Origin of the sequence: Actinacidiphila acididurans (assembly GCF_016918855.1) — a bacterium.
Taxonomy (GTDB): domain Bacteria; phylum Actinomycetota; class Actinomycetes; order Streptomycetales; family Streptomycetaceae; genus Actinacidiphila; species Actinacidiphila acididurans.
On the sequence record NZ_JADKYB010000002.1, the window covers coordinates 457,743 to 480,015 of the forward strand.

Genomic DNA, 22,273 nt, shown 5'->3' on the forward strand with positions numbered 1-22,273 from the left:
CTTGTAGGCATAGTCTCTCGGACGTTGTCCATACGTTCAGGTGGCGGCCGACCCGACGCCGGCCGCCGCTCCGAAAGATCGACCCTCGTGCGAGGGCTCGAGGACGAGCCCGAGGAGACCATCGTGACCAGCACCGCATCACCGACCGGGACGGCGCGGCCGACCACGCTGCCCGACCATCTGGGCCATGTCATCTTCATCACCGCGGCCGCCGCCATGGGCGGTTTTCTCTTCGGCTACGACAGCGCTGTGATCAACGGCGCGGTGGAGGCCATCCGCAGCCGCTACAGCATCGGGTCCGCCGCGCTCGCCCAGGTCATCGCCATCGCCCTGATCGGCTGCGCCATCGGCGCCGCCTACGCCGGCCGGATCGCCGACCGCATCGGCCGGATCCGCTGCATGCAGATCGCCTCCGTGCTCTTCGTGATCAGCGCGGTCGGCTCCGCCCTCCCGTTCGCCCTGTGGGAGCTGTCCTTCTGGCGGATCATCGGCGGCTTCGCCATCGGCATGGCCTCGGTCATCGGCCCCGCCTACATCGCCGAGGTCTCCCCGCCGGCCTACCGCGGCCGGCTCGCCTCCTTCCAGCAGGCCGCGATCGTGCTCGGCATCGCCGTCTCCCAGCTCGTGAACTGGGGCATCCTCAACGCCGCCAACGGCCGGCAGCGCGGCCACCTGATCGGCCTGGAGGCCTGGCAGGTCATGCTGGGCGTCATGATCGTCCCGGCCGCGATCTACGGCCTGCTCTCCTTCGCCATCCCCGAGTCGCCCCGCTACCTGCTCACCGTCGGCCGGGAGAAGGACGCCCGGGCCGTGCTCGCCGACGTCGAGGGCGACAGCTCCGACCTCGACGCGCGCGTCGCGGAGATCGAGGCCGCGATGAAGCGCGAGCACCGGACATCGTTCCGCGACCTGCTCGGCGGCCGGTTCGGCTTCCTGCCCATCGTCTGGATCGGCATCGGCCTGTCCGCGTTCCAGCAGCTCGTCGGCATCAACGTGGCCTTCTACTACTCCTCCACGCTGTGGCAGTCGGTCGGCATCAACCCCAGCAGCTCGTTCTTCTACTCCTTCACCACGTCGATCGTGAACATCATCGGCACGGTGATCGCCATGATCTTCGTCGACCGGATCGGCCGCCGCCCGCTGGCCCTGATCGGCTCGGCCGGCATGGCCGTCGCCCTGGCCCTGGAGGCCTGGGCCTTCTCCGCCAAGCACGGCTCCACGCTGCCCACCGCGCAGGGCACGGTCGCACTGATCGCCGCCCACTTCTTCGTGCTCTTCTTCGCCCTGTCCTGGGGCGTGGTGGTCTGGGTCTTCCTCGGCGAGATGTTCCCGAACCGGATACGCGCCGCCGCCCTGGGCGTGGCCGCCTCCGCGCAGTGGATCGCGAACTGGGCGATCACGGCCAGCTTCCCGAGCCTGGCCGACTGGAACCTCTCCGGCACGTACGTGATCTACTGCGCCTTCGCCGCGCTCTCCATCCCGTTCGTCCTGAAGTTCGTCAAGGAGACCAAGGGCAAGTCCCTGGAGGAGATGGGCTGAGCGGCCCGCAGCCCGGGGGATCCGTAAAGCCCCGGGAAGCCCGGAAAAGACGCTGGAAAGCACGAAATCAGGAAAGGACTGAACGTCCCTCGGACGGGTCGCCCCCCGGTGGCAAGGGTGCGGCGACCGGAACAGGGATACTGGTCGGGTTATGGAAACCGTCATCCTTGCCGTCGTCATCGCCCTGGTCGTGATCCTCGGGGCCGGCGGGCTGGTGATCGGCAGCCGCCGCAGCAAGCACAAGCAGCAGCAGCCGCCCGCCCCGCCGAGCACCCCGAAGACCACCACGCCTCCCGCCGAACCGCGCATCGGGGACGAGGCCGAGGCCCCGCGGGACGAGCCCCGCCGGACCATCGAGGAAGTCGTACTGCCCGGCCCGACCACCGCGCCCGACGCGGTGGAGGAGGTGCAGGCGCCGCCCGTCGAGATCGAGCGGCCCGAGCCCACCGCCGGGCGCCTGATCCGGCTGCGCTCCCGGCTCTCGCGCTCGCAGAACTCCCTGGGCAAGGGCCTGCTCACGCTGCTCTCCCGGGAGCGGCTGGACGAGGAGACGTGGGAGGAGATCGAGGACACCCTCATCACCGCCGACGTCGGCGTCGTCCCCACCCAGGAACTGGTCGAGCGGCTGCGCACCCGGGTCCGCGTGCTCGGCACCCGCACCCCGGTGGAGCTGCGCGCCCTGCTGCGCGAAGAACTGGTCGCCCTGGTGGACCCCACCCTCGACCGCACGCTGAGCACCGACAGCCACGAGGACTCGCCGGCCGTCGTGCTCGTCGTCGGCGTCAACGGCACGGGCAAGACCACCACCACCGGCAAGCTCGCCCGGGTCCTGGTCGCCGACGGCCACAGCGTGGTCCTCGGCGCCGCCGACACCTTCCGCGCCGCCGCCGCCGACCAGCTCCAGACCTGGGGCGAACGGGTGGGCGCGCGCACCGTCCGCGGCCCCGAGGGCGGCGACCCCGCCTCGATCGCCTTCGACGCGGTCAAGGAGGGCGTCGCCGAAGGCGCCGACGCCGTCCTCATCGACACCGCCGGCCGGCTGCACACCAAGACCGGCCTCATGGACGAGCTCGGCAAGGTCAAGCGCGTCGTCGAGAAGCACGGCCCGGTCGACGAGGTGCTGCTCGTCCTCGACGCCACCACCGGCCAGAACGGCCTGGTCCAGGCCCGCGTCTTCGCCGAGGTGGTCGACATCACCGGCATCGTCCTCACCAAGCTCGACGGCACCGCCAAGGGCGGCATCGTCGTCGCCGTCCAGCGCGAGCTCGGCGTCCCCGTCAAGCTCATCGGCCTGGGCGAGGGCGCGGACGACCTCGCCCCCTTCGAACCCGGAGCATTCGTGGACGCGCTCATCGGGGAGTAGCCGTACGTCGTATGCCCCCACTTCCGGGGCGCGGGTCGTCACCGACCCGAAGGGGCGGTTGCTGCCGCCTCCGGACCACCGGTGTGTGGGTGGTTGCTCGCGCACACGGGGCGCCAGCCGCATATCAGCTACAGCCCCGCGCCCCTTGACGTGCGGGCACTCCGCATCCGTATACGAAAGGCCGGCCGGGCCCGCGGGCCCGGCCGGCCTTTCGCAGGCCCGCCCGGTGGTGGGCGGTTCGCCGGGAAAACCAAGGGGCGCGGGGTCCCCCAGAGCTTCGCCTGGGAGGTACCCCCAGCGCGACCAGCCACGACGGTCCGCACCCGGGAACGTACGGAACCCCCCCGAGCCGGAGGCCGAGGTGGCGTCCACCACCTCAGACGTGAACCCTCGCGCGATGCGAAACGTAAGCCAGCGTGCCCAGGAGCAGCCGCGCCTCCGGAGGCTGCGGCACGCCCTCGCGGGGCTCGCGCAGCCAGCGGACCGGGCCGAGGCCGGCGAGGTCGGACGGGGGAGCGGTGACGTGATCGCCCGGGCCGAGGCAGGCCAGGTCCAGGGAGGCGTCGTCCCAGCCCATCCGGTAGAGCAGGTGCGGCAGCTCGGCGGCGGCGCCGGGGGCCACGAAGAACTGGGCCCGCCCGGTGGGGGTGAGCAGCACCGGCCCGAGGCGCAGCCCCATGCGCTCCAGGCGGACCAGGGCCCGCCGGCCCGGGGCCTCGGCGACCTCCAGCACGTCGAAGGACCGCCCGGCGGGCAGGAGCACCGAGGCGCCGGGCATCCGGGCCCACGCCTCGACCGCCTGCTCGGCGCCCGCGCCGGCCGGCACCTCGTCGGCGAAGGGCAGCGGATGGGCCCCCGGCGCCGTACAGGCCGCGTCGCCGCACGAGCAGGCGCCGCCACGGGCCGCGCGGGCACCGGGCACGACCGCCCACCCGTACCGCCCGGTGTAGCGGGCGATGCTGCCGCACACCGCGGCCCACTCCTTGCGGCGCCCGGCGGTCCGTACCCCGGGCAGCGCCGCCACCCGGGCGGCGTTCAGCACCCCGGTCCGCTGCTGCCGCATCTCCCGCATGCCGCCGCTCGTGAAGACCGTGAAAACCATGACCCCTCCAACGCCGTGCCGTCGCCGATGGTTACGCACTCGCACGGCCTGCCCCTGCCGGCCTGTGTCAAGTGAATCGCCTGTGGGCCGGGCGGGGTTCATCCGAAGGGGTGGCGAATGGTGGCGTTTCCGTAACATCAGTCGCCGCATGGGTGACCACGGGACTACTTTCGGTGCGTGAGTCCACAGCGGTGTCCGGCCTGCCCTCCAGAGGCGCCGCGGGCGATTCCCCGCCGCGGGCGCCCGGCTGTCGCCGATCCCGTGCCCGGGCCGCCGCCGCGCTCGACGCGACGACGCCCGGCGATCCCTGATGCCCGAGCAGCCGGACCGAGCGGGACGGGGGCCCGACCGTGAGCGCCACAGCGGAGAAGCAGCCCAACGAGCAGCTCGGTTCGTGGTTCGTGCGCAGCGGCTGGTCCAAGGGCGAGCTGGCCCGCCAGGTCAACCGCCGCGCCCGCCAGATGGGCGCCCACCACATCAGCACCGACACCTCCCGGGTGCGCCGCTGGCTGGACGGCGAACAGCCCCGCGAGCCGATCCCGCGCATCCTGTCCGAGCTGTTCTCCGAGCGCTTCGGCTGCGTGGTGCCCGTGGAGGACCTGGGCCTGCGCCCGGCCCACCAGCCCCCGGCCGGCGCCGGCGTCGACCTGCCCTGGGCCGGCCCGCAGACCGTCCAGCTCATCAACGAGTTCTCCCGCAGCGACCTGATGCTCGGCCGCCGCGGCTTCCTCGGCACCTCCCTGGCGCTGTCGGCCGGCCCCGCCCTGGTCGAGCCCATGCAGCGCTGGCTGGTGCCCACCGCCTCCGCCGCGATCCCGGCGCAGCCCGGCCCGGAACGCGACCTGCCGGCCCGCCCCTCCCGGCTGTCCGAACAGGAACTCGCGCTCCTGGAGGAGACCGCGGCGATGTTCCGCGTGTGGGACAACCAGTGCGGCGGGGGCCTGCGGCGCAAAGCCGTCGTCGGCCAGCTCCACGAGGTCACCGACCTGCTCCAGGACTCCCACCCGGAGCGCGTCGCCCGGCGGCTGTACCGGATCACCGCGGACCTGGCCGCGCTCGCCGGCTGGATGAGCTACGACGTGGGCATGCAGCCCATCGCCCAGAAGTACCTGGTCCTGGCCCTGCACGCGGCAAAGGAGGCCGGCGACCGGCCGCTGGGCGCCTTCGTGCTGTCCTCCATGAGCCGCCAGATGATCCACCTCGACCGGCCCGACGACGCCCTGGAACTGATCCACCTGGCCCAGTACGGCAGCCGCGATTCCGCCGGCGCCACCCTTCAGGCCATGCTCCACGGGCTGGAGGCCCGCGCGTACGCCGGCATGGGCCAGGTCAACAAGTGCCACCGCGCGGTCCGAATGGCCGAGGACGCCTTCGCCGAGTCCCGCCCCGCCGAGGACCCGCCCTGGATCAGCTTCTTCACCGAGGCCGAGCTGCACGCCGAGAACGCCCACTCCTACCGCGACCTCGCCTATGTGGCCGGCCGCAGCCGCAACTACGCCTCCCTCGCCCGGCCCGAGATGGAAGCCGCCGTCGACGGCTTCGCCGGCGACGAAATCCACCAGCGCGCCTACGCGCTGAATCTGGTCGGCCTGGGCACTGTCCACCTGCTGATGCGGGAGCCGGAACAGGCCGCCGAAGCGACCGCACGGGCGATCACCGCCGCCAAACGGCTCCGGTCCGAGCGCGTCAACACCCGAATTCGTACAACCACCCACGCGGCCTTACGCGACTTCGCCGATGTGCCCGAAGTCGCGGCCCTGGCCGAGCGCCTGTCCCAACAGCTCCCGGAGGCCGCCGCCTCCGCTTGATACCCGGGAAATCGACCCTCACCCCACCCGTATACAGCCTTCACCGAACGAGGGGGGAGTTCATCCCGGTGTAACATCCGCGACTTCTTCGTCACGCCCGCGAAACACCGTGCGGCATCGACCGAAACCAGGCTGAGCCAACCTCGTGGCGAAAACCGGCCCACAGCTATCCGCCCGCACGGGCCGTCCGGATGACAGAGGAGACGCCGATGGCACCAGCCATCATCACGCTGGCCGCGGATGCGCCCAAGCTCGACAGTGGAAATACGGCGTTCTTGCTGCTCAGTGCCGCCCTGGTGATGGTGATGACCCCTGGTCTCGCCTTCTTCTACGGCGGCATGGTGCGCGTCAAGAGCGCTTTGAACATGCTGATGATGAGTTTCATCAGCCTGGGCATCATCACCATCCTGTGGACGCTCTACGGATTCAGCTTCGCCTTCCACAGCGGCAATGGATTCATGGGCAGCGGAGGCTGGGCCGGGCTGCGCAACATAGGGATGGGCGAGCCCTGGCTCAGCACCGGAGTTCCCATCCTCGCGTTCGCGATGTTCCAGCTGATGTTCGCGGTGATCACCCCCGCGCTGATCAGCGGCGCACTCGCCGACCGCGTCAAGTTCACCGCGTGGACGCTGTTCATCGCGCTGTGGGCCACGATCGTGTACTTCCCGGTGGCGCACTGGGTGTGGGCCCCCGACGGCTGGCTGGCCAAGAGGCACGTCCTCGACTTCGCCGGCGGTACCGCGGTCCACATCAACGCCGGTGCCGCGGCCCTGGGCGTGATCCTCGTCATCGGCAAGCGCAAGGGCTTCAAGAAGGACCCGATGCGCCCGCACAGCCTGCCGCTGGTCATGCTCGGCGCCGGCCTGCTGTGGTTCGGCTGGTTCGGCTTCAACGCCGGCTCCGAGCTCACCGCCGACAAGGTCGCCTCGGTCGCCTTCACCAACACCCAGGTCGCCACGGCCGCCGCGATGCTCGGCTGGCTGATCTACGAGCGCCTGCGGCACGGCTCCTTCACCACCCTGGGCGCCGCCTCCGGCGCGGTGGCCGGCCTGGTCGCCATCACCCCCGCCTGTGGCTCGATCTCCCCGCTCGGCTCCATCCTGCTCGGCCTGGTCGCCGGCGTCGGCTGCGCCGCCGCGGTGGGCCTGAAGTACCGCTTCAACTACGACGACTCCCTCGACGTCGTCGGCGTCCACATGGTCGGCGGCATCATCGGCTCCCTCGCCATCGGCTTCCTGTCCACCGGCACCGTCTACCCGGGCCAGGCGGGCGTCTTCTACGGCGGCGGCTGGACCCAGTTCGGCCGCCAGTGCCTCGGCGTCGGCGCGGTGCTCGGCTACTCCCTGGTCTGCGCGGCGATCCTCGCCAAGCTGATCGACCTGGTGATGGGCTTCCGGGTCACCGAGGACGAGGAGGTCACCGGCATCGACCAGGTCCTGCACGCCGAGACCGCCTACGACTTCACCGGCGTCGGCGGCCGCAGCGCGGCCCTGGCCGGCGACGGCAGCATCAGCGAGGCGGACGCCTCCTCCAGCAAGAAGGTGGACGCGTGAAGCTCATCACCGCCGTCGTCAAGCCGCACCGGCTCGACGAGATCAAGGAAGCCCTCCAGGCGTTCGGCGTGCACGGCCTGACCGTCACCGAGGCCAGCGGCTACGGCCGGCAGCGCGGCCACACCGAGGTCTACCGGGGCGCGGAGTACACCGTCGACCTGGTGCCGAAGATCCGCATCGAGGTGCTGGTCGAGGACGCGGACGCGGACCAGCTCATCGAGGTCGTCGTGAAGGCCGCCCGAACAGGCAAGATCGGTGACGGAAAGGTGTGGAGCCTGCCGGTCGACACGGCCGTGCGGGTGCGCACCGGAGAGCGCGGACCGGACGCGCTCTGACCTCCGCCAGGTCCGGCCCCGACGTCCCACAACCGCTGGAGAACGAGTGACCGACAGCGTCGAAGCGCCGGACGGCGGTTACGCGGCGCACTGGCCGGCCTCACCGACCGGTGGCTGGCCTCCCTCGCCGAGCACGCCGCCGAAGCCACCGGCACCGGGGGCACTTCCCACGCCGCAGGCCGTGGTGGGGGTACCTCCCACGCCGCAGGCCGTGGGGGAGGCTTCGCCCTGATCGCCGTCGGCGGCTACGGCCGCGGCGAACTGTCCCCCCGCAGCGACCTCGACCTGCTGCTGCTGCACGAGCCCGGCGGCTCGGTCGCCGCCCTGGCCGACCGCATCTGGTACCCCGTGTGGGACCTCGGGGTCGCCCTGGACCACTCGGTACGCACCCCCGCCGAGGCCCGCCGGACCGCCGCCGAGGACCTGAAGGTCCAGCTCGGCCTCCTCGACGCCCGGCACATCGCCGGCGACCCCGCCCTCACCTCCGGCCTGCGCAGCGCGATCCTGGCCGACTGGCGCAACCAGGCCCCCCAGCGGCTGCCCGCCCTGCACGAGATGTGCGCCGAGCGCGCCGAACGCCAGGGCGAGCTGTCCTACCTGCTCGAACCCGACCTCAAGGAGGCCCGCGGCGGACTGCGCGACGCCACCGCGCTGCGAGCGGTCGCCGCCTCCTGGCTGGCCGACGCCCCCCGCGAAGGGCTCGACGAGGCCCGCGGCCGCCTGCTGGACGCCCGCGACGCCCTCCACCTGGTCACCGGCCGCGCCACCGACCGCCTTGCCCTCCAGGAACAGGACCAGGTCGCCGACCGGCTCGGCCTGCTCGACGCCGACGCCCTGCTGCGCCAGGTGTACGAGGCCGCCCGCCGGATCGCCTACGCCTCCGACGTCACCTGGCGCGAGGTCTTCCGGGTGCTGCGCGCCCGCGAGGCCCGGCCCCGACGCCGCGGCCTGCTGGGCCTGGGCCGCACCTCCTCCAGGGCCGCCGGTCCGTCCGGCGCCCCCGCCCAGACCCCGGAACGCGTCCCGCTCGCCGAGGGCGTCGTCGAGCAGGAGGGCGAGGCCGTACTGGCGCTGGCCGCCAAGCCCGAGCGCGACCCGGTGCTGCCGCTGCGGGCCGCCGCTGCCGCCGCCCAGGCCGGCCTGCCGCTGTCCATCCACGCCGTGCGCCGGCTGGCCGCCGCCGCCCGCCCGCTGCCCGTGCCCTGGCCCGCCGAGGCCCGCGAACAACTGCTCACCCTGCTCGGCGCGGGCGAGCCGACCGTGGCGGTCTGGGAGGCACTGGAGGCCGAGGGGCTGATCACCCGGCTGATCCCGGACTGGGAACGGGTCCGCTGCCGGCCGCAGCGCAACGCCGTGCACCGCTTCACCGTCGACCGCCATCTGGTGGAGACCGCCGTACGCGCCGCCGGCCTCACCCGCCGGGTCGGCCGCCCCGACCTGCTGCTGACCGCCGCCCTGCTGCACGACATGGGCAAGGGCTGGCCCGGCGACCACAGCGAGGCCGGCGAGGTCATCGCCCGCGACCTGGCCGCCCGGCTCGGCTTCGGCCCCGCCGACGTCGACACCCTCGCCCTGCTGGTCCGCCACCACCTGCTGCTGATCGACACCGCCACCCGGCGCGACCTGGACGACCCGGAGACCGTACGGACGGTCGCCGAGACCGTACGCGACACCTCCACGCTGGAACTGCTGGCCGCCCTCACCGAGGCCGACGCCCTGGCCACCGGGCCCGCCGCGTGGAGCACCTGGCGCGCCTCCCTCCTGGCCGACCTGGTCGAACGCGTCACCGGCGCGCTGGACACCGGCGCGGTGCCGGCCACCGCCGACCGCGAGCCCACCGCCGAGGAGGAACGGCTGGCCATCGAGGCGGCCCGGACCGGCGGCCCGGTGCTGGCCCTGCACGCCCGCGCCGAACCGGAGGCCGAGGGCGAGGCACAGGACGAGGCGGTGGGCGTGGAACTGCTGGTCGCGGTGCCCGACCGGCCCGGCCTGGTGGCCCAGGCGGCCGGCGTCCTCGCGCTGCACCGGCTCACCGTGCGCGCCGCCGACCTGCGCTCCGTCGACCCCGTCGGCGAAGGCCAGGTCGCCCTGCTGAGCTGGCGGGTCTCCGCGGAGTACGGCGCGCTGCCCGAGGCCGCCCGGCTGCGCTCCGACCTCGCCCGCGCGTTCGAGGGCACCCTCGACATCGAGACCCGGCTCGCCGAGCGCGAGGCCGCCTACCCCCGGCGGCGCGGCATCACCCCGGCGCCGCCCCGCGTCACCGTGGCCCCCAGCGGCACCTCCCAGACCGCCACCGTCCTGGAGGTCCGCGCCCACGACGCCCCTGGCCTGCTGCACCGCATCGGCCTGGCCCTGGCCGCGACCTCCGTCACGGTCCGCTCGGCCCGCATCTCCACCCTGGGCGGCAACGCCGTCGACGCCTTCTACGTCGTCGGCAAGGACGGCAAGCCGCTGCCCGAGCCCCGCGCCCGCGAGGTGGCCGGTCAGGTGGAGACGGCGCTGAGGTAGCCCGCGACCGCGCCCGTACCACCGGATCTGCGCCCGGCAAGGGGTACCGGACCGGATACGGCGCCGACATCCGGGGACGGTTCGGCGGCGGGTCCGGATACCCTGGAAGGCGATTGTCTCCGCCCCCGACCACAAGGATCTGCGACCGACGTGTTCGACACCCTCTCCGACCGCCTCGCGAACACCTTCAAGAACCTCCGGGGCAAAGGGCGCCTCAGCGAAGCGGACATCGACGCCACCGCACGCGAGATCCGTATCGCCCTGCTCGAAGCGGATGTCGCGCTCCCCGTGGTGCGGGCCTTCATCGCCAACGTCAAGCAGCGTTCGCTGGGCGCGGAGGTCTCCAAGGCGCTGAATCCTGCGCAAATGGTGATCAAAATCGTCAACCAGGAGCTGGTGGGGATCCTGGGCGGCGAGACCCGCCGCCTGCGCTTCGCCAAGCAGCCCCCGACCGTGATCATGCTGGCCGGTCTGCAGGGCGCGGGCAAGACGACGCTGGCGGGCAAGCTGGGGCACTGGCTGAAGCAGCAGGGTCACACTCCGCTGCTGGTCGCGGCCGACCTCCAGCGGCCGAACGCGGTCAACCAGCTCAGCGTGGTCGCCGAGCGGGCCGGTGTGGCGGTGTTCGCGCCCGAGCCGGGCAACGGGGTGGGCGACCCGGTGAAGGTGGCGCAGGACTCGATCACGTACGCCAAGACGCAGCAGTACGACGTGGTGGTGATCGACACCGCGGGCCGGCTGGGTGTCGACCAGGAGATGATGCAGCAGGCCGCGGACATCCGGGACGTGACGCACCCGGACGAGATCCTGTTCGTGGTCGACGCGATGATCGGCCAGGACGCGGTGAACACCGCGGAGGCGTTCCGGGACGGCGTGGGCTTCGACGGCGTGGTGCTGTCCAAGCTGGACGGCGACGCCCGCGGTGGCGCGGCGCTGTCGATCGCGCACGTGACCGGCAAGCAGATCATGTTCGCGTCGAACGGCGAGAAGCTGGACGACTTCGACGCGTTCCACCCGGACCGGATGGCGTCCCGGATCCTCGGGATGGGCGACATGCTGTCGCTCATCGAGCGGGCCGAGCAGACCTTCACGCAGGCCGAGGCCGAGAAGATGGCGGCCAAGCTCGCCAAGGGCCCCAAGGAGTTCACGCTCGACGACTTCCTGGCGCAGATGGAGCAGGTCCGCAAGATGGGCTCGCTGTCCAAGCTGCTGGGGATGCTGCCGGGCATGGGCCAGATCAAGGACCAGATCAACAACCTCGACGAGCGGGACGTGGACCGTACCGCGGCGATCATCAAGTCGATGACGCCGGCCGAGCGGACCGACCCGCACATCATCAACGGCTCGCGCCGGGCCCGTATCGCCCGCGGTTCCGGGGTCGAGGTCAGCGCGGTGAAGTCGCTGGTGGAGCGGTTCTTCGAGGCCCGCAAGATGATGTCGCGGATGGCGCAGGGCGGAATGCCGGGAGTGCCGGGCATCCCGGGGATGGGCGGCGGGCCCGGCCGGCAGAAGAAGCAGCAGAAGAAGGGCAAGGGCTCGCGCCGTTCGGGCAACCCGATGAAGCGGCTCCAGGAGGAGCAGGAGGCCGCGGCGCGTCGCGAGGCGCGGGCGGGCAGTGCCTTCGGGGCGGACGCGCCGCCGGAGGACTTCGAGCTGCCCGCGGAGTTCAAGGACTTCCTGCCGCCGAAGTAGGCCGGGACCGGCGGGAACTGGTGCCGGGTGCTGAACGACAATGGGGCCATGCGAGTTACGATCCGGGAACCCCGACCCAGTGACGCCGAAGCCCACCGGGCCGCGGTGCTCAGGTCCGTCGCACTCCTCAGCCCGTGGAATCCGGTGGACCCCGACGGTTTCCACGAGCTGCTGCGCCAGCAGGGACCGTCGCTGCGCACGTACTTGATCATCAATGACGAGGACGGCGGCATCGTCGGCAAGTGCAACGTCGCCAACATCGTCCGGGCCCGGTTCCGCAACGCGACGCTGGGCTACGACAGTTACCTGCCCTACACGGGGACCGGGCGGATGAGCGAGGGCATGCGGCTGATCGTGGACCGCTGCTTCGCGCCGTACCCGGACGGTCTGGGGCTGCACCGGCTGGAGATCAACGTCCAGCCGGACAACAGCCGTTCGATCGCGATGGCCAAGCGGCTGGGGTTCCGCCACGAGGGTTTCTCGCCGCGCATGCTCTGGATCAACGACGCCTGGCGCGACCACGAGCGGTTCGCGCTGACCGCGGAGGAGTGGCCGGGCCTGGAGTCGTGAGGGTTGGGGGGCATGGAGCCGTGAGCATACGGCGCCGGGTCCGCGGGGGGTGTCAGGCGCGGGCGATCATGTAGCGGAACACGTTGTCCATGCGGACCGTGCCGTCGGGGCGGCGGTAGGGGTGCAGGGCCTCGGTGATCTCCTTCTCGACCTGCTGCTGGTCGGTGGCCTCCACGGCGGCGTCGAACAGGCCGGTGGAGAGCAGGCCGCGCACGGCGCTGGGCGCGTCGGCGTAGCCGAAGGGGCAGGAGACCCGGCCCGAGCCGTCCGGGCGCAGGCCGGCGTGGCGGGCCAGGTCCTCCAGGTCGTCGCGGCCGCTGAGGCGCGGTGCGCGGGTGGCGGCGGCGCGGGGTTCGGCGAGCCGGGTGGCGACGGCCAGCAGGCGGGAGGTCGCGCAGCGCTCGGGCGGGCCCCAGCCGGCCAGTACCACCGCGCTGCCGCGCGGCGCCGAGCGGGCCACCGCGGCCAGGGCGGGGCGCAGCCGGGACGCGGGCGCCGCGGGGTCGAAGGCGGTGATCAGGTCGTAGTCGCCGAACCTGATGTGGTCCTCCAGGACGTCGGCGGTGCCGGTGAGCAGCCGGGTGCGGGCCAGCCCTGCGGGTCCGATGCCCCAGGTGGGCTCGGGCATCAGCCGCTGCCGGGCCAGGTCGAGCAGGGATTCGTCGGTGTCGCAGCCGGTGACCGCGGCGCCTCGGGCGCCGGCCAGCAGCATCGCCAGTCCCGAGCCGCAGCCCAGGGCCAGCATCCGGGTGTCCGCGCCGACTTCCAGCCGGTCGTAGACGGTCTCGTAGAGCGGGACGAGCATCCGTTCCTGGATTTCCGCCCAGTCCCGTGCCCTGTCCTGCGCGCCGGGCCTGTGTCCGCGATAGAGCGTAGGTGCCATGGAAGCCCCAATCAGCCGCGTCTCGCCGGTCGTTCCCCCCGCATCCCCCCGGGTCGCCACCTGTCTGCCAGCCAACTGCTGAATTCCCGCCCCGTCCAGGGTCCGGAGGCAGCGTTCTGGTTAACTCTGGTCACTTCTTGTCCGGGTCCGGTCCGGGTGCCGGCCCCGTCGCCGTCGGGCCGCTGCCCCCGCTGCCTGCCCGTCGCGAGGCGGCCGATTCACGTTCCGGACGCGCCGGGCCGTACCATCGCCTCCATGGCTAAGGCTCCCGTTCTCACCCCCCAGGCGGACGATTTCCCGCGCTGGTACCAGGACCTGATCAACAAGGCCGAGCTGGCGGACAACGGGCCGGTGCGCGGCACCATGGTCATCCGACCGTACGGCTACGGCCTGTGGGAGCGGATGCAGGCGGACATGGACGCGCGGATCAAGGGGGTCGGCGCGCAGAACGCGTACTTCCCGCTGTTCATCCCGCAGTCCTACCTGACCCGGGAAGCCGAGCACGTGGAGGGCTTCGCGCCGGAGCTGGCCGTGGTCACGCACGGCGGCGGCAAGGAGCTGGAGGAGCCGGTGGTGGTCCGGCCCACCTCCGAGACGATCATCAACGAGTACTTCTCGAAGTGGGTGCAGAGCTACCGCGACCTGCCGCTGCTGATCAACCAGTGGGCGAACGTGGTCCGCTGGGAGCTGCGGCCGCGGCTGTTCCTGCGCACCAGCGAGTTCCTGTGGCAGGAGGGCCACACCGCGCACGCCACGCAGGACGACGCGCGTGAGTTCGCCGCGCGCATCCAGCGGGACGTGTACGGCGACTTCATGGAGAACGTCCTGGCGATGGACGTGGTGCTGGGCCGCAAGACCGTCAAGGAGCGGTTCGCCGGCGCCATCAACACCCTCACCCTGGAAGGGATGATGGGGGACGGCAAGGCGCTGCAGATGGGTACCAGCCACGAGCTGGGCCAGAACTTCGCCAAGGCGTTCAGCACCTCCTACCTGTCGAAGGACGGCGCCCAGGAGTTCGTCTGGCAGACGTCCTGGGGCAGCACCACGCGGATGATCGGCGCGCTGGTGATGATGCACGGCGACGACAACGGGCTGCGGGTGCCGCCGCGGCTGGCCCACGTCCAGGTGGTCGTGCTCGCGATCAAGGACGACGAGGCCGTGGTGGCCAAGGTGCGCGAGATCGGCGACCGGCTGCGCGAGGCGGGTCTGCGGGTGGTCGTGGACGACCGTACCGACACCCCGTTCGGCCGGCGCGCGGTGGACTGGGAGCTCAAGGGCGTGCCGCTGCGGGTCGAGGTGGGCCCGCGCGACCTGGAGGCGGGTACCGCGATGCTGGCCCGGCGCATTCCGGGCGGCAAGGAGCCGGTCGCGCTCGACGCCCTGGACGCGCTGCTGCCCAAGGCCCTGGAGGAGGACCAGGCGCGGCTGCTCCAGGAGTCCCGGGAACGTCGGCTGTCCCGCACTGTGGACGTCGCCTCGATCGAGGAGGCCGCCGAGGCCGCGGCCACCGGCTGGGCCCGTATCCCGTGGTCGGTGCTCGGTCCCGAGGGCGAGGCGCAGCTCGCCGAACAGGGCGTTTCGGTACGCTGTCTGGTGGCCGAGGACGGTTCGGTCCCGACTGCCGACGACGCGCCGGGTACGCTGGCGATCGTGGCGCGGGCCTACTGATCCGGCCAGACGTCCGATGACCGGACTGTAGGGTGCGAAAGACGTACGGATTTCGCCCCAACAGTCCGGGCTTGGGGTTTCCTGTGAGCGGGTGCGGGAGTTCGCGGTGGTCCTTCCCGTCTACCGGTGTCCTCCGCACCCGCCCGGGTCTACGCGCATCATCCGGCATCACCCGGAACTGACCGATGAGTGCAAATTAATTGGGCTAGCCCTAAATCGGAACACTGGGCGCGCCCTGCTCGTTGTTACGGCGTGAGCACGACACCACCTGTTCTCGCCGCCGAGCTGGCAGTCGCCTGGGCCGATATTCAACGGCACCATCCCGAGCTGCCCGATCTGGCCGCGCCCGAGTCCCTCATCGGAGAGTCCTCGTCCGCCTGTGGCACCGAGCTCTCCTTCGACCGGCTGCTGCACGAGGCCGTGCACGGAATCGCCGCCGCCCGCGGCATCCGTGACACCTCCCGTGCCGGCCGCTACCACAACCGCAGGTTCCTGGCGATCGCCGACGAGCTGGGCCTCGACCACGCCGAGGAGCCCCATCCCAGCAGCGGCTTCTCGCTGGTCGTCATGCGGCCGGACACGCGCAAGCGTTACCGGGCCACCATCGAGCGATTGCAGCGGGCCCTGAAGGCGCACACCGTGGCCACCGCCGCGGACACCGCCCGCACCTTCCGCGGACCGGCCGCCCGGCACGGCTCCTCGGGCGGCGGCGTCCGGGTCAAGGCCGTGTGCGACTGCGGGCGCAATGTCCGGGTCGTCCCGTCGGTGCTGGCCCAAGCGCCGATCATGTGCGGGGCGTGCGGCCAGCCGTTCCGCATTCCGGAGGTCGTGGGGGTGGGCTGATCGCCACGGGGAGTGCCGCGGGACAGGTCCGGGGGCCGGCCGGGGGCGTGCCCCGGAGTGTGGCACAATTATTGGCTGAGAACTCGACAGCCGTGCAGGAACCCTCTCTCCTTCGGCTGACGCGTCCGTCGGGCACCCGACTCCACAACCCCACGTGGCAGTTCCGCCGTGCCCAACCACGTCGACACCAGGAGAATCCACTCCCGTGGCAGTCAAGATCAAACTGAAGCGTCTGGGCAAGATCCGTTCGCCGCACTACCGCATCGTCGTCGCCGACTCCCGGACCCGCCGTGACGGCCGGGCCATCGAGGAGATCGGCCTGTACCACCCGGTGCAGAACCCGTCGCGGATCGAGGTCGACTCGGACCGCGCGCAGTACTGGCTGTCCGTCGGCGCCCAGCCGACCGAGCCGGTGCTGGCCATCCTCAAGCTGACCGGCGACTGGCAGAAGTACAAGGGCGAGCCCGCCCCCGCGCCTCTGCTGCAGCCGGAGCCCAAGGCCGACAAGCGCGCCCTGTTCGAGGCCGCGGCCAAGGACACCGCGGGCGAGCCGAAGGGTGAGGCCATCACCCCGAAGGCGAAGAAGGCCGACAAGAAGGCCGACGACGCCGAGGCCGCCGCCCCGGCCGAGTCCACCGAGGGCTGAGCATGCTGGAGGAGGCCCTTGAGCACCTGGTGAAGGGCATCGTCGACAACCCCGACGACGTACAGGTCGGTATGCGGACCCTGCGCCGGGGCAGCGTGCTGGAGGTCCGGGTGCATCCCGACGACCTCGGCAAGGTCATCGGCCGCAACGGCCGTACGGCGCGCGCGCTGCGTACCGTCGTGGGTGCGCTCGGCGGCCGAGGCGTCCGCGTCGACCTCGTGGACGTCGACCAGGTGCGCTGAGGCACCACAGCAGAACACCGGCGCGGGCCGGGAGCGGGCTGACCTCCGCTCCCGGCCCGCGCCGTATCGTCGGCGGCCGGCTCGTGCCGCCGGCACCAAGGCGCCATGGGCGGCGCGGCCGCGGACCGGCCGTCAGGTCGCGTCAGGTCGCGGACACTGGTGAAGATCGGAGCAGGAGCGTCCCGTGCAACTGGTAGTGGGCAGGATCGGCCGCGCCCATGGGATCAAGGGCGAGGTCAGCGTCGAGGTGCGCACCGACGAGCCGGAACTGCGGCTCGCGCCCGGGGCCGTACTGGCCACCGACCCCGCGTCGGCCGGCCCGCTGACGATCGCCGCCGGCCGGGTGCACAGCGGCCGGCTCATGCTGCGCTTCGAGGGCGTCGCGGACCGCAACGGCGCGGAGGCGCTGCGCAACACCCTGCTGATCGCGGAGGTCGACCCGGACGAGACCCCGGAGGACCCCGAGGAGTTCTACGACCACCAACTCGTCGACCTGGACGTGGTGACCCTCGACGGCCGCCACATCGGCCGCATCACCGAGATCAGCCACCTGCCGTACCAGGACCTGCTGGTGGTCGAGCGGACCGGCGGCGGCGAGGTGCTGATCCCGTTCGTCACCGAGATCGTGCCCGAGATCGACCTCGACGAGCAGCGCGCGGTGATCGACCCGCCGCCGGGGCTGCTGGACGAGGCGGAGGTCGTCACGGACGCAGGCACGGACACCGATGCCGGCGCCGTTGCCGGCAAGGAGACGCGCGGCACGGACGGGACCGGCGACTGAGATGCGGATCGACGTCGTCACGATCTTCCCGGAGTACCTGGAACCGCTGAACGTCTCGCTGGTCGGCAAGGCCCGCGCGGCCGGACGCCTGGATGTGCGGGTGCGCGACCTGCGGCAGTCCACGTACGACCGGCACAACACGGTGGACGACACGCCGTACGGCGGTGGCCCCGGCATGGTCATGATGACCGGGCCGTGGGGCGAGGCGCTGGACCAGACGCTCGCGGACGGGTACGAGGCCGGCGCGCACCACCCCGTCCTCGTCGTCCCGACCCCGAGCGGGCGGCCGTTCACCCAGGCGCTGGCCGTGGACCTGGCCGAGCGGCCCTGGCTGGTGTTCACCCCGGCCCGCTACGAGGGCATCGACAGCCGGGTCACCGCCGAGTACGCCACCCGCCTGCCGGTCCTGGAGGTGTCCATCGGCGACTACGTGCTGGCCGGCGGGGAGGCCGCGGTCCTGGTGATCACCGAGGCCGTCGCCCGGCTGCTGCCCGGAGTGCTCGGCAACGCACAGTCGCACGCCGACGACTCCTTCGCGCCCGGCGCGATGGCCGACCTGCTGGAGGGCCCGGTGTACACCAAGCCGCCCACCTGGCGCGGCCGCGGCATCCCGGACGTGCTGCTCAGCGGCCATCACGGCCGGATCGCGCGCTGGCGGCGGGACGAGGCGCTGCGCCGTACGGTCGCCAACCGGCCCGACCTCATCGAGCGGGCCGACCCCGCGGCCTTCGGCAAGAAGGACCGGGAAATGCTCAGCATCCTGGGCTGGCAGCCCGGCCCGGACGGCCGATTTGGGCCGAACCCGGACGCCGTGGAAGAATGAGCGGCTGTTGCCCGTCCGGCGCGCGCCCCTGCCACAGGGGGACACGACGCCACCGGCCACCGGCATCTCCCATTGACGACGGTCCGCGGATGACCTGTGGCATCGGCGAGGAAGCAGACACACCATGACCAACCTGATCGAGAGCGTCAACCGCGCGTCCGTGCGCGACGACATCCCGGCGTTCCGCCCCGGCGACACCGTCAACGTGCACGTGCGCGTCATCGAGGGCAACCGCTCGCGTGTGCAGCAGTTCAAGGGCGTCGTCATCCGCCGCCAGGGCGCCGGCATCAGCGAGACCTTCACCGTCCGCAAGGTCAGCTTCTCGGTCGGCGTCGAGCGCACCTTCCCGGTGCACACCCCGATCGTGGAGAAGATCGAGGTCGTCACCCGCGGTGACGTGCGCCGCGCGAAGCTGTACTACCTGCGCGAGCTGCGCGGCAAGGCGGCGAAGATCAAGGAGAAGCGGGAGAGCTGAGCCCCGCTCCGGCACCGCGGCCGGGCTGAGCCGTTCGGGCCCGGCCGGGCCGGATAGGCTCGGCCCCCGATGGACAGCGAAGCAGTCGTTCCGGAACGCGATCGTTCCCCCTCCGCCGCTCAGGCGGACCCGGGGGAGCGGTCGCGTTCCGGCGTATCGGCGGGTTCGGCCGCCGCGGCCGATACGGCGGAGGCGGTCGATCCGGCGAAGGCCGTCGACCCGGCGGGCATTCTCGATCCGGCGGGGGTGTTCGATCCGCCCGGTCCGGCCGATCCGGCGGAGCCCGACGCGGGTGAGCGGCCGGGGCGGATTCCGCCGGCGCTGGTGCGCTGGTGGGGCGAGTGGCGGCGTACGGTGCTGCTCGCGCTCGGCTGCGTCGCCGTGCTGCTGCTGGTCAGCCAGTACGTGGTGGAGCCCTTCCAGGTGCCCAGCGGGTCCATGGAGAACACGTTGCGGGTCGGCGACCGCGTGCTGGTCGACAAATTGGCGTACCGTTTCGGCGGCACACCGCGGCGGGGGGACGTGATCGTGTTCGACGGCGAGGGCTCGTTCACCCAGAACGGTGGCACCGACTATGTCAAGCGGGTCATCGGCGTCGGTGGCGATCGTGTCACCTGCTGCGACGCCCAGGGCCGGCTGCTGGTCAACGGCCACCCGCTCGACGAGACCTACCTCCATCCGGGGGACAGCCCCTCCCGGGAGCGGTTCGACATCGCGGTACCGGAGGGAAGGTTGTGGGTGATGGGCGACCACCGCGACGACTCCCGTGACTCCCGCGACCACCTCGGCGACCCCGGCGGCGGCACCGTACCCGTGGGCAAGGTGATCGGCCGGGCCGACTGGATCGCCTGGCCGCCCGGTCACTGGACCCGGCTGCGCCGCCCCGCGACCTTCGCCGACGTGCCCGCGCCCGCGGCCGGTGCCCATGGCTAGCCGGGGCAAGCGGCGCCGCGGCTTCCACAAGGCCGGCGGCCCGTCCGGACCGGCGAATCACGCCGCAATTGGCGCGGATTTCGTCCGGCCGGACCCGGACACCGAGACCGACGCCATGGACGCGGGCGACACCCTTGCCGCGGACGGCAGCGGCACTGTCGCCGCACCCGCACTGACCGGGGCGTCGCGGATAGAGCGCCGGCAACTGGCCCGCCGGGTCCAGCGCAAGCGCCGCCGCTCCCTGGTCAAGGAAGTGCCGCTGCTGGTCGGCGTGGCCCTGCTGATCGCCCTGGTGCTCAAGACCTTCCTGCTCCAGGCGTTCGTCATCCCGTCCGGCTCCATGGAGCAGACCATCCAGATCGGCGACCGGGTACTGGTCGACAAACTCACACCGTGGTTCGGCGCACATCCGCACCGCGGCGACGTGGTGGTCTTCAAGGACCCCGGCGGCTGGCTGGCGGGCGAGCCCGCGCACAAGTCGGACCCGCCGGTGATCAAGCAGGTCAAGCAGTTCTTCACCTTCATCGGGCTGCTGCCCGCCACGGGTGAGCAGGATCTCATCAAGCGGGTCATCGGGGTCGGCGGCGACACCGTCGCCTGCTGCGACGCCCAGGGGCGCATCACCGTCAACGGCGCGCCGCTGACCGAGCCCTACCTCTACACCGGCAACCCGCCCTCGCAGATGAAGTTCACCGTCCAGGTACCCCCGGGACGCCTGTGGGTGATGGGCGACCACCGCTCGGACTCCGCCGACTCGCGCTACCACACCAACATGCCCGGTGGCGGCACCATCCCGGAGAATTTGGTGGTCGGCCGGGCCTTCGTCATCGCCTGGCCGCTCGGCCACTGGCGCAGACTGAATGAGCCCGGCACGTACGCCTCGGTGCCTGGCCCCGGCAAGGACCAGCAGCAGAATCCGCCGCCTGATTCGCAGCAGGCGGGGACGACGGTCACAGGTGCGGCCACTAGGGTGGGCCAGGCCAAAAACGGTCAAAGAACGAACCGACTTCCGACCCCTGCGGAACTTCCACTCGTTATGGGTGTGGTGGGCCTGCGCCGGGAACGGGGTAGGCGGCAGTCCGGAGTAAGGAGTGGAAGTGGGGGACCTCGTGGTCGGCGCACGTTCGGGATCCGGCGAGCCCGAGAAAGGGGATGTCGAGGTGCCCCAGGTACCCCCTGCCGACGGTGCGGCGGGTCCGGCCGGACCCGGGTACGTACCGAACGGTGAGCAGCCGCCGTACCCCCAGGGCGGCGACCCCGCGGCATATCCGCAGCCGAACGGCGAGCAGTCGTCGTACGGACCGAACGGAGACCAGTCCGCCTACGGGCAGAACGGTGGACCTTCCGGGTATCCGCGGCCTCCGGCGTACGCGCCGGGCGACGCGGCCGGGTACGGTCCCGCCGCCGACCAGGCGTATCCGGAGCACGGCGGACAGCCGGTGAACGGGACGCCGGGTGCCTCCGGCGTGCCCGGCCCGTCCGGTACGGCGGCCATGCCCCTGGTGCCCGGGGCGACGGCCCAGGACGGCACCCTGCCGGACGACGCCGGCCCGGTGGGTCCCGCGGGTTCCGGCGGGAGCGGTGACGGGAAGACGGGCGAGGACGAGTCCTCCGGCTCCTCGTCGGGCGCCAAGCAGCAGCGTGCCTTCTGGAAGGAGCTGCCGCTGCTCGTCGTCATCGCCCTGGTGCTGGCGCTGCTGATCAAGACGTTCCTGGTGCAGGCGTTCTCCATCCCCTCCGACTCGATGCAGAACACCCTCCAGAAGGGTGACCGCGTGCTGGTGGACAAGCTCACCCCGTGGTTCGGCTCCAACCCCAGCCGTGGCGAAGTGGTCGTCTTCCACGACCCGGGCGGCTGGCTGCCGGAGAACCCGCCGCCGAGTAGCAACCCGCTGGTGCGCGGCATCCAGAAGGGCCTCAGCTTCATCGGCCTGATGCCGTCCGCCGACGAGAAGGACCTGATCAAGCGGGTCATCGGGGTCGGCGGCGACACCGTGCAGTGCAACGGCACCGGCCCGGTGGTCGTCAACGGCAAGCCGCTGAACGAGCCCTACGTCTTCCCGGGCAACACCCCCTGCTCCAAGGACGCGCCCTTCAAGGTCACCGTGCCCAAGGGCCGGATCTGGGTGATGGGTGACCACCGTCAGGACTCGCTGGACTCGCGCTACCACATGACGCTGCCCGGTGGCGGCACCGTCGCCGACAGCGACGTGGTCGGCCGCGCGATCGTGGTCGCCTGGCCCATCAACCGCTGGACCGCGCTGTCTATCCCGGGCACCTTCTCCCAGCCGGGCATCAACGCGGCGGGCACCGCGGCCCCGGCGGCGGTCGGCCTGGCCGGCGCCGTGCCGCTGGTGCTCATCCGCCGGCGGCGGCTGCTCAAGCGGCTGGACGCGGGCGCGCTGCAGTCGGCGGTTCCGGCCGAGCCCGCCACCAAGGCCGCGGCGAAGACGCCCGCGGCCTCTGCGTCCGGTGACGAGCGGCCGGGCGACGAGGGCTGACCCGGGGC

The 22,273-nt window shown here is 72.1% G+C and carries 19 protein-coding genes and 1 pseudogene; 18 read left to right on the forward strand and 2 right to left on the reverse strand.

What is annotated here, in order from left to right:
* The first annotated feature begins 123 nt into the window (after positions 1-123).
* A complete protein-coding gene (locus tag ITX44_RS05020) occupies positions 124-1,539 on the forward strand; it encodes a sugar porter family MFS transporter (RefSeq protein WP_205355743.1) in 1,416 nt (471 codons plus the stop codon).
* A gap of 151 nt (positions 1,540-1,690) precedes the next feature.
* Positions 1,691-2,902: a signal recognition particle-docking protein FtsY gene (ftsY, locus tag ITX44_RS05025; protein ID WP_205355744.1), complete on the forward strand. Its 1,212-nt coding sequence runs from the start codon at positions 1,691-1,693 to the stop codon at positions 2,900-2,902.
* 376 nt (positions 2,903-3,278) lie between these two features.
* Here ftsY and ITX44_RS05030 read toward each other — a convergent pair whose 3' ends face one another.
* On the reverse strand, positions 3,279-4,004 hold the full coding sequence (locus tag ITX44_RS05030) for a bifunctional DNA primase/polymerase (RefSeq protein WP_205355745.1): 726 nt from the start codon (positions 4,002-4,004) through the stop codon (positions 3,279-3,281).
* A 350-nt stretch (positions 4,005-4,354) separates the two neighbouring features.
* Here ITX44_RS05030 and nsdA point away from each other — a divergent pair, with 350 nt between their 5' ends.
* From nsdA to ITX44_RS05060, 6 genes and pseudogenes are all read left to right on the forward strand, one after another.
* Positions 4,355-5,812 (forward strand): transcriptional repressor NsdA, encoded by a 1,458-nt coding sequence (gene nsdA, locus ITX44_RS05035; RefSeq protein WP_205355746.1) that lies wholly within the window; start codon positions 4,355-4,357, stop codon positions 5,810-5,812.
* Between the two features lie 209 nt (positions 5,813-6,021).
* The gene (locus tag ITX44_RS05040; RefSeq protein ID WP_205355747.1) at positions 6,022-7,365 is read left to right on the forward strand and encodes an ammonium transporter; all 1,344 of its coding nucleotides are present in this window, start codon (positions 6,022-6,024) and stop codon (positions 7,363-7,365) included.
* The gene (locus tag ITX44_RS05045) at positions 7,362-7,700 is read left to right on the forward strand and encodes a P-II family nitrogen regulator (protein ID WP_167985535.1); all 339 of its coding nucleotides are present in this window, start codon (positions 7,362-7,364) and stop codon (positions 7,698-7,700) included. Before ITX44_RS05040 ends, ITX44_RS05045 begins: the two co-directional genes overlap by 4 nt.
* Before the next feature lie 9 nt (positions 7,701-7,709).
* A pseudogene (locus tag ITX44_RS05050) lies at positions 7,710-10,208 on the forward strand ([protein-PII] uridylyltransferase); the annotation flags it as partial.
* Positions 10,209-10,358: 150 nt separating this feature from the next.
* Positions 10,359-11,900 carry a signal recognition particle protein gene (gene ffh / locus ITX44_RS05055; protein WP_205355748.1) on the forward strand — a complete coding sequence of 514 codons (1,542 nt, stop codon included), beginning with the start codon at positions 10,359-10,361 and terminating at the stop codon, positions 11,898-11,900.
* 48 nt (positions 11,901-11,948) lie between these two features.
* On the forward strand, positions 11,949-12,470 hold the full coding sequence (locus ITX44_RS05060) for a GNAT family N-acetyltransferase (RefSeq protein ID WP_205355749.1): 522 nt from the start codon (positions 11,949-11,951) through the stop codon (positions 12,468-12,470).
* 52 nt (positions 12,471-12,522) lie between these two features.
* Here ITX44_RS05060 and ITX44_RS05065 read toward each other — a convergent pair whose 3' ends face one another.
* A complete protein-coding gene (locus ITX44_RS05065; protein WP_205355750.1) occupies positions 12,523-13,353 on the reverse strand; it encodes a class I SAM-dependent methyltransferase in 831 nt (276 codons plus the stop codon).
* 255 nt (positions 13,354-13,608) lie between these two features.
* Between ITX44_RS05065 and proS the strand changes: the two genes are divergently transcribed.
* The 10 genes from proS to lepB (ITX44_RS05115) all read left to right on the forward strand — a co-directional run bounded on the left by proS (position 13,609) and on the right by lepB (ITX44_RS05115) (position 22,265).
* Entirely contained in the window at positions 13,609-15,021 is a 1,413-nt protein-coding gene (gene proS, locus ITX44_RS05070; protein ID WP_205355751.1) for a proline--tRNA ligase, read from the forward strand.
* A 252-nt stretch (positions 15,022-15,273) separates the two neighbouring features.
* Positions 15,274-15,864, forward strand: a complete 591-nt coding sequence (locus tag ITX44_RS05075; RefSeq protein ID WP_205355752.1) for a hypothetical protein — start codon at positions 15,274-15,276, stop codon at positions 15,862-15,864.
* Positions 15,865-16,069: 205 nt separating this feature from the next.
* Positions 16,070-16,510: a 30S ribosomal protein S16 gene (gene rpsP, locus ITX44_RS05080; protein ID WP_205355753.1), complete on the forward strand. Its 441-nt coding sequence runs from the start codon at positions 16,070-16,072 to the stop codon at positions 16,508-16,510.
* A 2-nt stretch (positions 16,511-16,512) separates the two neighbouring features.
* Positions 16,513-16,752, forward strand: coding sequence for an RNA-binding protein (locus ITX44_RS05085; RefSeq protein ID WP_093716568.1), 240 nt, complete (start codon positions 16,513-16,515; stop codon positions 16,750-16,752).
* 184 nt (positions 16,753-16,936) lie between these two features.
* Positions 16,937-17,533 carry a ribosome maturation factor RimM gene (gene rimM, locus ITX44_RS05090; protein WP_205355754.1) on the forward strand — a complete coding sequence of 199 codons (597 nt, stop codon included), beginning with the start codon at positions 16,937-16,939 and terminating at the stop codon, positions 17,531-17,533.
* A gap of 1 nt (position 17,534) precedes the next feature.
* Positions 17,535-18,356 carry a tRNA (guanosine(37)-N1)-methyltransferase TrmD gene (trmD, locus tag ITX44_RS05095; protein ID WP_205355755.1) on the forward strand — a complete coding sequence of 274 codons (822 nt, stop codon included), beginning with the start codon at positions 17,535-17,537 and terminating at the stop codon, positions 18,354-18,356.
* A gap of 124 nt (positions 18,357-18,480) precedes the next feature.
* Positions 18,481-18,831, forward strand: coding sequence for a 50S ribosomal protein L19 (gene rplS, locus ITX44_RS05100; protein WP_205355756.1), 351 nt, complete (start codon positions 18,481-18,483; stop codon positions 18,829-18,831).
* 69 nt (positions 18,832-18,900) lie between these two features.
* Positions 18,901-19,764: a signal peptidase I gene (gene lepB / locus ITX44_RS05105; RefSeq protein WP_205355757.1), complete on the forward strand. Its 864-nt coding sequence runs from the start codon at positions 18,901-18,903 to the stop codon at positions 19,762-19,764.
* Positions 19,765-19,879: 115 nt separating this feature from the next.
* Positions 19,880-20,992, forward strand: coding sequence for a signal peptidase I (lepB, locus tag ITX44_RS05110; protein WP_205355896.1), 1,113 nt, complete (start codon positions 19,880-19,882; stop codon positions 20,990-20,992).
* Positions 20,925-22,265, forward strand: coding sequence for a signal peptidase I (lepB, locus tag ITX44_RS05115; RefSeq protein WP_443609198.1), 1,341 nt, complete (start codon positions 20,925-20,927; stop codon positions 22,263-22,265). The genes lepB (ITX44_RS05110) and lepB (ITX44_RS05115) overlap by 68 nt, the downstream gene beginning before the upstream one ends.
* Positions 22,266-22,273: the final 8 nt, after the last annotated feature.